Annotated in this window: 10 protein-coding genes; 6 read left to right on the top strand and 4 right to left on the bottom strand. The window is 56.5% G+C overall.

Annotation, left to right across the window (positions count from 1 at the left end; translation table 11 throughout):
* Window positions 1–37: 37 nt before the first annotated feature.
* The 3 genes from AC0J4F_RS01545 to AC0J4F_RS01535 all read right to left on the bottom strand — a co-directional run bounded on the left by AC0J4F_RS01545 (window position 38) and on the right by AC0J4F_RS01535 (window position 3,514).
* Window positions 38–1,411 carry an aminotransferase gene (locus AC0J4F_RS01545; RefSeq protein ID WP_473025215.1) on the bottom strand — a complete coding sequence of 458 codons (1,374 nt, stop codon included), beginning with the start codon at window positions 1,409–1,411 and terminating at the stop codon, window positions 38–40.
* A gap of 24 nt (window positions 1,412–1,435) precedes the next feature.
* Complete coding sequence (locus tag AC0J4F_RS01540) at window positions 1,436–2,917, bottom strand: NAD-dependent succinate-semialdehyde dehydrogenase (RefSeq protein WP_473025214.1); 1,482 nt, start codon at window positions 2,915–2,917, stop codon at window positions 1,436–1,438.
* An 84-nt stretch (window positions 2,918–3,001) separates the two neighbouring features.
* A complete protein-coding gene (locus tag AC0J4F_RS01535) occupies window positions 3,002–3,514 on the bottom strand; it encodes an Lrp/AsnC family transcriptional regulator (protein WP_422019431.1) in 513 nt (170 codons plus the stop codon).
* A 63-nt stretch (window positions 3,515–3,577) separates the two neighbouring features.
* Here AC0J4F_RS01535 and ehuR point away from each other — a divergent pair, with 63 nt between their 5' ends.
* The 5 genes from ehuR to doeB all read left to right on the top strand — a co-directional run bounded on the left by ehuR (window position 3,578) and on the right by doeB (window position 9,316).
* A complete protein-coding gene (ehuR, locus tag AC0J4F_RS01530) occupies window positions 3,578–4,966 on the top strand; it encodes a MocR-like ectoine utilization transcription factor EhuR (protein WP_473025213.1) in 1,389 nt (462 codons plus the stop codon).
* Between the two features lie 156 nt (window positions 4,967–5,122).
* Complete coding sequence (gene eutB / locus AC0J4F_RS01525) at window positions 5,123–6,121, top strand: hydroxyectoine utilization dehydratase EutB (protein ID WP_473025211.1); 999 nt, start codon at window positions 5,123–5,125, stop codon at window positions 6,119–6,121.
* Between the two features lie 3 nt (window positions 6,122–6,124).
* Entirely contained in the window at window positions 6,125–7,117 is a 993-nt protein-coding gene (locus AC0J4F_RS01520; protein WP_473025210.1) for a cyclodeaminase, read from the top strand.
* Window positions 7,118–7,138: 21 nt separating this feature from the next.
* A complete protein-coding gene (doeA, locus tag AC0J4F_RS01515) occupies window positions 7,139–8,323 on the top strand; it encodes an ectoine hydrolase DoeA (RefSeq protein WP_473026393.1) in 1,185 nt (394 codons plus the stop codon).
* Between the two features lie 3 nt (window positions 8,324–8,326).
* Complete coding sequence (doeB, locus tag AC0J4F_RS01510; RefSeq protein ID WP_473025209.1) at window positions 8,327–9,316, top strand: N(2)-acetyl-L-2,4-diaminobutanoate deacetylase DoeB; 990 nt, start codon at window positions 8,327–8,329, stop codon at window positions 9,314–9,316.
* 44 nt (window positions 9,317–9,360) lie between these two features.
* Here doeB and mtnA read toward each other — a convergent pair whose 3' ends face one another.
* Window positions 9,361–10,464, bottom strand: coding sequence for an S-methyl-5-thioribose-1-phosphate isomerase (gene mtnA / locus AC0J4F_RS01505; protein WP_473025208.1), 1,104 nt, complete (start codon window positions 10,462–10,464; stop codon window positions 9,361–9,363).
* 201 nt (window positions 10,465–10,665) lie between these two features.
* Here mtnA and AC0J4F_RS01500 point away from each other — a divergent pair, with 201 nt between their 5' ends.
* Window positions 10,666–11,253, top strand: coding sequence for an ANTAR domain-containing response regulator (locus tag AC0J4F_RS01500; protein WP_133948643.1), 588 nt, complete (start codon window positions 10,666–10,668; stop codon window positions 11,251–11,253).
* Window positions 11,254–11,270: the final 17 nt, after the last annotated feature.

The raw sequence follows: 11,270 nt of genomic DNA, 5'->3' as shown, positions 1-11,270 counted from the left end.
GCCCGGTGCAGCCTGGCTTTTATTGATGCCGGTCTCGTCAAGTTGCCAATACGGTGTTCACTGCTGCTTTGGTTGCGCTCACGACTGTGTTGACCTCTGCCTGGTTTATGCAAAGCGGTGGCGCAAATCCGAGAATGTCGCCTTGCGGCATGGCTCGGGAAATGACGCCATGTTTCAAGAGCTCACCGGCAAGGGTTGGGCCGATCTTTCGCGCCGGGTCAAAGAATGTCCTTGAAGATCTGTCTTCGACAAACTCAATCGCCATAAGAAGGCCTTCGCCGCGAATATCGCCAACATTCGGGTGATCACCGAGGGTATCTTGAAGGGCAGCCTTCATGTAAGTGCCCATGGCTGTCGCATTTTTCACGAGGCCAAGCCTGTCCACCAGTTCCAAGTTTGCGATACCTGCCGCCGCTCCAATCGGATGCGCTGAATAGGTCCAGCCGTGGCCGATCGGTCCGTTTTCATCCGTGCCTTGCTCCAGAACTTTCCAGACCTTGTCGGACACAATGGAACCGGACAACGGAGCGTAAGCAGACGTTAGGCCCTTGGCGATCGTGATGATGTCAGCTTCGATGGTGTAGTGTTCAGAACCGAACATCGATCCAAGCCTGCCGAAGCCGGTGACGACTTCATCGGCAATCAAAAGAATGTCGTGTTTCTTCAAAATGGGCTGGATTGCCTCCCAATAGCCCTGCGGCGGCGGAACAAGTCCGCCAGTCCCGAGCGCGGGTTCGCCGATAAAAGCGGCAATCGTTTCCGGACCTTCCCGCTCAATCATGGCTTCCAGTTCTGAAGCACAATGGGCCACGAACTCCGCTTCGCTCATGGCTGTGTCGGGGCGGCGGAAATAATAAGGGGCCTCCGTGTGAAGGACTTGCGCCAGGGGCAGGTCAAACTTCTTGTGAAAGAGTTCCAGACCGGTCAGCGACCCTGTCATCAGGCCAGAGCCATGATACCCACGCCATCGCGATATGATCTTCTTCTTTTCTGGCCGGCCCAAGATATTGTTGTAATACCAGACCAGCTTGATGTTGGTCTCGTTGGCATCGGACCCGCCCAGACCGAAGTAAACCTTCGACATGTTGTCGGGTGCACGGTCGAGGATCATCTTGGACAACGTGATCGAGGCTTCCGTGCCGTGACCGACATAGGAATGGTAGTAGGCCAGCTTCTTGGCTTGCTCCGCAATTGCATCTGAGATTTCAGATCGGCCGTATCCAACGTTTACGCAGTAAAGTCCGGCAAACGCATCAAGCAGTTTGGTGCCGTTGCGGTCCTCGATATAGACCCCTGAACCGGTTTCTACGATCCGGCTTGGCGCTTCACCGCGCGCGTGTTGGGCGAGGTGTGTTGAGGGGTGAAAGAAGTTTTCACGATCCCATTGATCGAGCGTGTCGTTTCGCAGCATCTTAGTCCTCATTTCTTTGAAGTTTTACGCCCAGTCCCGGCAGACGTATTTGATGTCCATGAATTCGGCCATGCCCATGCGCGCTCCTTCGCGGCCAAGGCCGGATTGCTTCATCCCGCCAAAGGGAATGGGCGCACCGGTCACCTTGGTGCGGTTGATTGCAACCATCCCGAATTGGAGTTGCCGGCTCGCCCGGTAGATCCGGCGCGGATCGCTGGTGTGGACATAAGCAATCAGCCCGTAGTCGGTCGCATTCGCGCGGGCGATGACGTCGTCTTCATCGTCAAAGGGGCAGATCGCGGCGACCGGACCGAAAGTTTCTTCCCGCATGATTAGGGCGTTAGCCGGAACGTCCTTCAACACGGTTGGTTGGAAAAAGAGGTCTCCGGCAGGATGGCGTCCACCGCCACATAAGACTTCGGCGCCGTTCTTCAGTGCATCGGCAATATGTGCTTCCTGTTTTTGGATGGCACCCAAGTTCATCAAAGGGCCGATATCGGGATCCGTGATGCCAGGTCCGACGGAAAGCTGCTGCGTGCGCTCTGTGAAACCCTGGCAGAATGCGTCGTAGATGGGCCGTTCCACAAAGAACCGGTTGGCGCCAAGACAGTCTTGTCCGGATGTTGCGAATTTCGCTGTGATCGCTTCGTCAATTGCACGCTCAAGGTCGCAGTCGGTGAAGATCAGAAAGGGGGCATGTCCCCCAAGTTCCAGAACGAGTTTTTTGATCGTGTCTGCGCTTTGCCGATAGAGCAGCCGGCCGATTTCCGTTGACCCTGTGAAGGAAACGACCCGAACGCGGGTGTCGTCCATCCAGGCAGGGACAATCGTCTCCGGTTTCCCTGTGATCACGTTGAAGACCCCGGCCGGAAAGCCTGCCCGTTCAGCAAGCTCGGCCAAAGCGAGCGCGGAATAGGGTGTTTCACACGATGGGTGAACGAGGACTGTACACCCTGCGGCCAAAGCTGCCGCAGCTTTTCGCGTGATCATTGCGTGTGGGAAGTTCCAGGGCGTGATCAGCGCGGCAACACCGGCCGGTTCCATCCAGAGTTCCACTTCTGCATCCGGCAGATGAGATGTGATCCCTTCAATGTTTGGGCGTTTTGCTTCTTCTGCATAAAACTCCACAAAGGACGCACCATAGTCGATCTCACCACGTGCTTCCGACAGAGGCTTGCCCTGCTCCAGTGTCATGAGCTGAGCCAGATCTTCCTTGTTCTCGATGATCAGTTCAAACCAGCGGCGCAGAATGCGCGCGCGATCTTGCGGCAAAAGTGCAGCCCAACCCGGAAACGCTCTCGTTGCGGCGTCGACCACAGCGGCGCTATCTCCAGCGGTCAGCCGGGCAACATCCCCGATAACTGCTCCAGTTGCCGGATCGGACACCTCAAAAGCAGCGTTGTCCGCGCCTGCCACCCAGTGTCCATCGACATAGGAAAAGGAGCGCAAGAGGCGCATGTCGGCCAAATTCGCTGAAACTGGTTTGTGCTGCAGAGCTAGGGTCATCGTTCTGGTCTCCGATTGCGTGAGCAAACGTTAGGCGGAGACCGGCAGATGAAAGTTCTGTATTTGGATGACGCGCAGGACGATTTATCTGTTTGGCGCCGGATTGCTTACAGGATCGTCTTGCAAGAGGCTGTGCAAGGGGAGTTGGGTGCGGGTTTTCACCGGTTTTGTAACCACATAGGTGTAATAGCGCGCCAGCCCGGTTTTCCCAGCGAGGAGTGTGTCGATGAGCCGTTGGTAGCTGTCGATGTCTCTGGTGACGATGTTGAGGATGTAATCCAGGCCGCCGCCGATCGCCCAGCAAGCAACGATCTCATCATGTAGATCAACCATGCGTTCGAACTGTTGAAAGCTCTCAGACCGGTGGTCTTCCAGCTCAACGGTTACGAACACCTCGATATGCGGTGCCACTTGTTTGAGTGAGATCTCGGCGCGGTATCCTGAGATAATCCCGTGCTTTTCAAGGCGCTTCAGCCTCTCCCAAAGTGGGGTGGGCGAGAGATTGACACGCTTGGCAAGCTCGGCTTTGGAAAGCCGACCCTCCTTGGAAAGGGTGGAGAGGATTTTCAGATCGCGATCGTCAAGTTTTAAGCTCATGCAGTGACCATGAGCATGCAGTCAGTGCTTGTCAATTGTCATGAAAAAGATAAGCTTAAAATCATGACAATATGGAATGCTCTACCAAAGAAGTTTGATCGTCCTGCCTACCGGTCCCTGGCGGACTGGATCAGTGCAGCAATCAAACGCGGAGACCTGGCAGGCGGCGAAAAACTGCCGCCGCACAGGGACCTATCCTACAAGCTTGCAATCAGTGTTCAAACCGTGAGTCGGGCTTATGATCTTCTGATCCGCCGCGGGCTTGTCAAAGGTGAGGTTGGCCGGGGGACTTATGTAAACGCGCGGCCGGTGGAGACGTCGCCGCCGTATCTTCCGCATCTCATTGGGGATCAGCTTGTCGATTTCTCAAACTTGAAGCCGGTCACTGGTCAGTTGCACATGAATTGTATGCGCCGGGCTCTCAGTGGTCTTTCGAGCGATATTAGCGAAAGCGCACTGCTCTCCTTCCGGCCAGCAACCACCTTGCGGCCCTATATGCCGGCAGCCGTCTCCTGGTTGGAGCGGTGCGGGCTGACTTGTTCTTCAGATCAGATCATCATGACGAATGGCAGCAGTTCGGCCATGGCGATTGCCTTGATGACGGCTGTCGACGGCAGCGAGCTGATCGCGACCGACGCAGTCTGTCACTACCCGCTTTCTAGACTGTCGCAGTACATGAACTTCAACTTGGCCGGTCTGCCGGTGGACGAAGAGGGAATTCTTCCCGCCGCACTTGATGAGATGTGTCGTCAAAAGGCCGTTAAAACATTGTTCCTGTTGCCGAATGGCTTGGGGCCGATGGCCTTGACCATGGGCTTGCAGCGGCGTGAACAGCTGGTCTCACTCGCGCAGAAGTACGATCTTTTGATCATTGAAAACGACGCTTGGGGGCCTCTGCAGCCGCGCCGGTTACCGCCGATTGCAGCATTGGCTCCAGAGCGTACATTTTACTTCACCAGCTTCACGAAGTGCCTTTTGCCTGGCTTGCGGCATGGGTATCTGGTCGCGCCAGAGGCGTTTGCGTCCGCGGCCTCTAATCGTCACTTGGTGATGGACTGGATTGCAACTCCGTTCATGGCTGAATTGGCCGCCCGGTGGATTGAAGATGGAACGGCTGAAGAGTTGCTGTTCTGGCAGAAAACGGCCCTCAAGCGGCGCAACATGTTGGCGCATGAGCTTCTGGAAGGTGTGCCATTCAACAAAAGCCCAAACGGATTGCACATTTGGCTGCCATTGCCGGACGGATGGGGCGAAGACAGCTTCATTGAAGCTGCACGTCAAAAAGGGATTGTAGTTGCTCCGGGTTCCGCTTTTGCCTTGCCGGGGGCAGCCGCGGCCCCCGGAGTGCGGATCTGCTTGGGCAATATGGCGGAAGACCAGTTCATTTTCGGAATGCAGCAGCTCGCTGCGCTGTGTCACAGCAAACCGGAAGCGGAGGTCTTCGTGCTGTAACGAAGTAAAATGATCAAGCTAATATTGTCATGATTTAATGTTTCGATTGACCTGATATTTATTGCGCTTCACTCTCATTCCCTGAGAAACACGGGAGCGGATAGTTAACAGCAGCTGGCCTGCAGATCGTCCTCTCACTTGGATCAGGTGATCAGCGTGAACCATTGTATCGATCGGTTTGATTTTTTGGCGGCCGCGGAGCGGATCAAGCCGCACGTCCGGCGCACGCCCATGGTGCCCTCCGAGAGTTTGTCTGAGAGAGCCGACGTGCCGGTTTTCTTGAAGCTGGAACACCTTCAGACGACGGGAAGCTTCAAACTGCGGGGCGCGACCAATGCAATCTCAAAATTGACTGCGGACCAGCGCAAAAAAGGTGTCGTGTGTGTATCTACCGGAAACCACGGCCGAGGATTGGCTTATGCAGCTACGAAGGCAGGGATTTCCTGTACGATTTGCATGTCGCGCCTGGTTCCGCAAAACAAGGTCGATGCGATCGCGAAACTTGGAGCCGATATCCGGATAACTGGCGCGTCCCAGGATGAAGCTCAGCTGGAGGCGGACCGCCTGGTTCTCGAGGAGGGCCTCGTACTTCTGCCGCCGTTTGATCATCCAGACATTATCAGCGGTCAAGGAACACTCGGACTGGAAATTCTGGAAGAGGTCCCGGAGGTTCAGACCGTTCTTGTCCCCTTGTCGGGCGGCGGTTTGATCGCGGGTGTTGCCGCTGCACTGAAGGCTGCAAGGCCTTCGGTGAAAGTTGTTGGGCTGTCCATGGAGCGGGGCGCGGCGATGGCGGCTTCACTGACGGCAGGTCGCCCGGTTCAGGTTACCGAAGAGCCCAGCCTCGCAGATTCGCTCGGCGGCGGCATCGGTCTCGACAATCAGTTTACATTTGAAACCACCCGAGAACTGGTCGACGACATTGTTCTGCTCACGGAGGCCGAAATTGCAGCTGGAATACGTCATGCCTACTGGCAGGAGCGTCAAGTCGTTGAGGGCAGCGGCGCGGTTGGGATTGCTGGGTTTTTAGCCGGAAAAGTAAATCCAATAGGGCCCGTCGCTGTCCTGCTGACTGGCTGTAACATCGATATGAACCTGCACCACCGGGTCATCTCCGGAGAGGACGTTGATCTCGCGAACAGTGAGGAAGCTTGACCCATGCCGCAAATCACCATCCTGACCGAAACAGAGCTGCGCACGGCGGTTCCGCTTAACAACGACGCCGTTGAGCAGATCGAGCGGGCTTTCGCGGCCCTGGCAAGTGGAAAGGTCGAGATGCCGCCGATCCTTTCCATGGAAATTCCCGACTTCAACGGCGAAGTTGATGCTAAAACAGCCTATGTTCCGGGCCTCGATAGCTTTGCTCTGAAAGTATCTCCCGGCTTTTTCGACAATCCAAAGATTGGTCTGCCGAGCAATTCTGGTTTGATGATCTTGTTCTCGGCACGGACCGGGTTCGTCGAAGCCGTGATGCTTGACAATGGGTATCTGACAGAAGTTCGAACAGCTGCTGCCGGTGCAGTTGCCGCGAAACACTTGGCGCCGGAACAGGCATCAAGCGCTTGTATTGTAGGGGCTGGACTGCAGGCCAAACTGCAGCTGCAGGCTCTGTGCCTTGTGCGTCCGATCAAACACGCAGCAATTTGGGCGCGGGACGTATCCAAGGCGCGAGTAGCCGCAGACGAGTTGGCGTCCCGTCTGGAAATCGAAGTCTCGCTGGTTTCGGACCTTGCAGGCGCTGTCGAAGCTGCCGATGTGGTCGTCACCACGACCCCGAGCACCGAACCGCTCATTAAGGCCGAATGGTTGCGTGACGGACACCACATAACAGCCATGGGGTCGGACCAGCACACAAAGAATGAATTAGAGCCGGCCTGTCTGACCCGGGCCGATCTTTATGTGCCGGACCGGCAATCTCAAACCGAGTTGATGGGAGAACTGCGGTCAGCTTTGGCGGCAGGCGCTGTCAGTGCCGGGGCAATCTTTAGCGAACTCGGAGACATCGTTGTGGGGCAGGCGAGGGGGCGTGCGTCCGATGCAGACATCACGATCTGTGACCTTACTGGAACGGGGGTGCAGGACACGGCAATTGCAACATTCGCCCGCGCGCAGGCACTGTCGCTGCAAGCGGGAACGACAATCGACACATAATGAGCCGGAGATCGTTTGATGATTGAACTTACGCTTCGTTTTTCGAGAGACGAGTACCAGCGCCGTGTCGACAAGACCCGCAAGGCAATGGACGCCGCCGGGCTGGAGCTGCTGATCGTTTCTGACCCGTCCAATATGAACTGGCTGACCGGATACGACGGCTGGTCCTTCTATGTCCATCAGGCGGTGTTGCTGTCGTTGGACGGCGAGCCGGTCTGGTTCGGCCGGGGGCAAGACGCCAATGGGGCGCTGCGCACCTGTTTCATGGATCCTGCCAACATCATCGGGTATCCGGATCACTATGTTCAGTCCACGGAGCGGCATCCGATGGACTACCTGTCTGCGAAGATTGAGGAGCGAGGCTGGGCGAACCTGAGTATCGGCGTGGAAATGGACAATTACTATTTCTCCGCAGCCGCGTTTGCCTCGCTGCAAAGGCATCTGCCGAACGCCCGCTTTCAAGATGCCAATGCGCTGGTCAATTGGCAGCGGGCGGTCAAGTCTGCGCCGGAACTCGATTACATGCGTATGGCCGGGAAAAAGGTGGAGAAAATCCATGCCCGCATTCTGGAGAAGGCGGAGCCGGGTCTTCGCAAATGCGATCTTGTGGCCGACATCTATGATGCGGGCTTGCGTTACGATGCCCTCTTGGATGCTGGTGGGGACTATCCGGCCATTGTCCCGCTTGTGCCCTCGGGAAGTGACGCTGCTGCCCCTCATCTGACATGGGATGACCAGCCGATGAAGGCCGGTGAGGGAACCTTCTTTGAGGTCGCGGGCGTTCACAACCGGTACCATTGTCCGCTTTCGCGCACGCTTTACCTCGGAAAGCCGCCGCAAAAGTTCCTTGATGCGGAAAAGGCCGTGTTGGAGGGACTGGAAGCGGGGCTTGAAGTCGCAATGGCTGGAAATCGGTGCGAAGACATCGCCCATGCGTTTTTCCGGGTCTTGAAAAAACACGGCATCACCAAGGACAATCGCACTGGTTATCCGATCGGACTGTCCTATCCCCCGGATTGGGGCGAACGGACCATGTCACTGCGCAGCGGGGATACATCCGTTCTGGAAGAAAACATGACCTTCCATTTCATGACCGGCCTCTGGATGGAAGACTGGGGATTTGAGATCACGGAAAGCATCGTCATAGGCACGAACGAACCGGAGTGCCTCGCCAATGTGCCCCGGCGCTTGTTTGTGAAGGACTGATCGATGACCGGAAATCCGATCAGCCCGACTATTCCGTTTGATCAAGATGGCATTCATCACGGCTTCTTGCGTCTTCCCTACAGCCGGGACGACTCGGCCTGGGGATCTGTGATGATCCCGATTACGGTTGTGCGGAATGGTGATGGTCCGACCGCTCTTTTAACCGGTGGCAATCATGGCGATGAGTACGAGGGGCCGATTGCGCTCCAGGATTTGGCAGCAACCCTAAAACCGGAGGACATTCAGGGCCGGGTCATCATAGTTCCGGCCCTCAACCATCCGGCCTTCCTTGCTGGGTCGCGGACGTCGCCAATCGACAAGGGCAATCTCAACCGCTCCTTCCCAGGAAGGCCGGAGGGAACCGTCACCCAGAAGATTGCCCATTTCATCGATACAATTTTGATCCCGATGGCGGATATCGTGCTGGATTTTCATTCCGGCGGCAAGACGCTGGATTTTGTGCCCTTTGCAGCGGCTCACGTTCTAGACAACAAAGACCAGCAGGCCGCGTGTGTCGCCGCTATGCAATCGTTCAACGCGCCGTACTCCACGACCATGTTGGAAATCGACAGTGTTGGTATGCTCGACACGGCAGTCGAGCAAAAAGGCAAGGTGTTTGTCACGACCGAGCTTGGCGGAGGCGGCACAGCGACGGCGCGATCGATCGGCATCGCCAAGAAGGGCGCGCGCAATCTTCTAAAACATGCCGGCATCCTGTCGGGTGAGCTGGAGTTGAGCCCGACTATCACGCTCGACATGCCGGATGGAGATTGCTTCGTATTCTGCGGGCACAGCGGCATGATGGAGCTGGTCATTGACCTGGGAGACGAGATCGCGGAAGGCGACGTCATTGCACGGACCTGGCCTACGGAGCGCACTGGTGCCGCTCCGATCGAGTATCGGGCCAAACGATCTGGCATCCTGATGGCCCGTCATTTTCCAGGGTTGGTGAAGATGGGAGACTGCCTGGCGGTCGTTGCAAAGGTGGTCTAGGGCCGATCATGGGGATGCACTTCCATTGAACAGCCCCACGCTCTCTATTCCGCCGCTTGCGCCATCTCTGGAAACAAGCCGGCCAAGCCCTCTGATGATGCTTCGCAAATCCCGCGCTCAGTGATCAGTCCTGTCACAAGCCGGTTGGGCGTCACATCAAATGCCGGGTTTCCGCCGGACGTGCCATCCGGTGTGACTTGCACAACGCCAATCGCGCCTTGGTCCAATTTTCCCTGGATATGGGTTGTCTCGCGCTCAGAGCGTTCTTCGATCGGAATTTCGGACACGCCGTCGCTCACGCTCCAGTCGATCGTTGGAGAGGGGAGGGCCACATAGAACGGCACATTGTTGTCGCGAGCAGCCAGTGCCTTGAGATAAGTCCCGATTTTGTTGCACACATCCCCGCGCCGGGTTGTCCGGTCTGTGCCAACGATGACCATGTCGACGAGCCCATGCTGCATCAAATGACCGCCGGCATTGTCAGTGATATAGGTATGCGGAACGCCGTGGCTCCCGAGCTCCCACGATGTGAGCGCTCCCTGGTTCCGCGGTCGTGTCTCGTCGACCCATACATGCAGCGGAATACCTGCGTCATGGGCCTGATACATTGGGCTTGTCGCAGTTCCCCAGTCGACGGTAGCAATCCAGCCGGCGTTGCAGTGTGTGAGCAGTCGGACGGGCTCGCCATCCGGTTTGTTGGCGGCAATGTCGCGGATCAGCTTCAACCCGTTTTCACCGATACGGCGATTGATCTCGACATCTTCGTCGGAGATGTCATGGGCAAGCTGTAGGGCGGCTGCCGCGCGCGCTTCTACTGGAAGCGGTTTGAGCGCGGTTCGGCATCTGTTTAGCGCCCAACGCAGATTGATGGCAGTGGGTCGCGTCTTTTCCAGGAATGTCCAGGCGGCGTCCAGATTGGCGTCAGAGGGATCATTGGCCATAGCCAGTGCGACGCCGTAAGCAGCGGTTGCGCCGATGAGCGGCGCTCCCCGAACGCGCATTTCAACGATAGCATCAGCGAACTCTTGCATGGTGCGCACGGGTTGCGTTTTAAACTCATGCGGCAACCAGCGTTGGTCGATGATCTGAAGGCAGTTCAACTCCGCATCCCACCACAACGAGCGGTACTGTGTTCCATTGACCTTCATCCGAGTTCCCTCTTATCCGGTTTTGGCCCCTGTGTGTCCTTTAAAGACAGTATGGGCTCGCCGCTGCAAGATCCGCAAATTGCTATTGCTACCGCCTTTAGCCCGGCAGCGATCACGTCGCAAGAAGGTGCGATCGTGTATTGATGCCGCGCTGCAACATTTCTGCATTGCATAAAAAATGACCTTGCGCATAATGCGGGCATGAGGGGCGGGCTATCCATACTTGTCATCGATGACAACAAGATCCGCGCATCCATCATTGAAGAGGGATTGCGCGATGCAGGGCATGAGAAAGTCATTCTCGTGCATCAGATGGAGGGGCTTGTCCGGCAGATCGCGGACATCAACCCGGACGTCATCGTCATTGATCTGGAAAACCCCAACCGCGACCGGCTGGAACACATGTTCCAGGTATCGCGGGCTGTACAGCGTCCGATTGCAATGTTTGTCGACAAGGCCGACAGCCAATCGATTGAGGCGGCAGTTGATGCGGGTGTTTCCGCCTACATTGTTGATGGGTTGAAGCGGGAACGCGTCAAGCCGATCCTGGATATGGCCATCAGCCGTTTCCGCGCATTTTCAAAACTTACCCAGGATTTGGAAGATGCCCGCAACGAATTGGCGGACCGGAAGACCATCGACCGCGCCAAGGGCATTCTCATGAAGTCGAAAAATCTCACGGAACAGGAGGCCTATGACCTCCTGCGTAAGACGGCGATGAACCAAAGCCGGAAGATTATTGAAGTCGCGCAAAGTCTGGTGATTGCCAGCGGACTGCTGGGGGACTGATGAATGCAGAAAAAAAC

Source organism: Roseibium sp. R5, from assembly GCF_055755305.1.
Note: the sequence above shows the minus strand (reverse complement) of the source record. Positions and strands in the feature narration are given on the sequence as shown.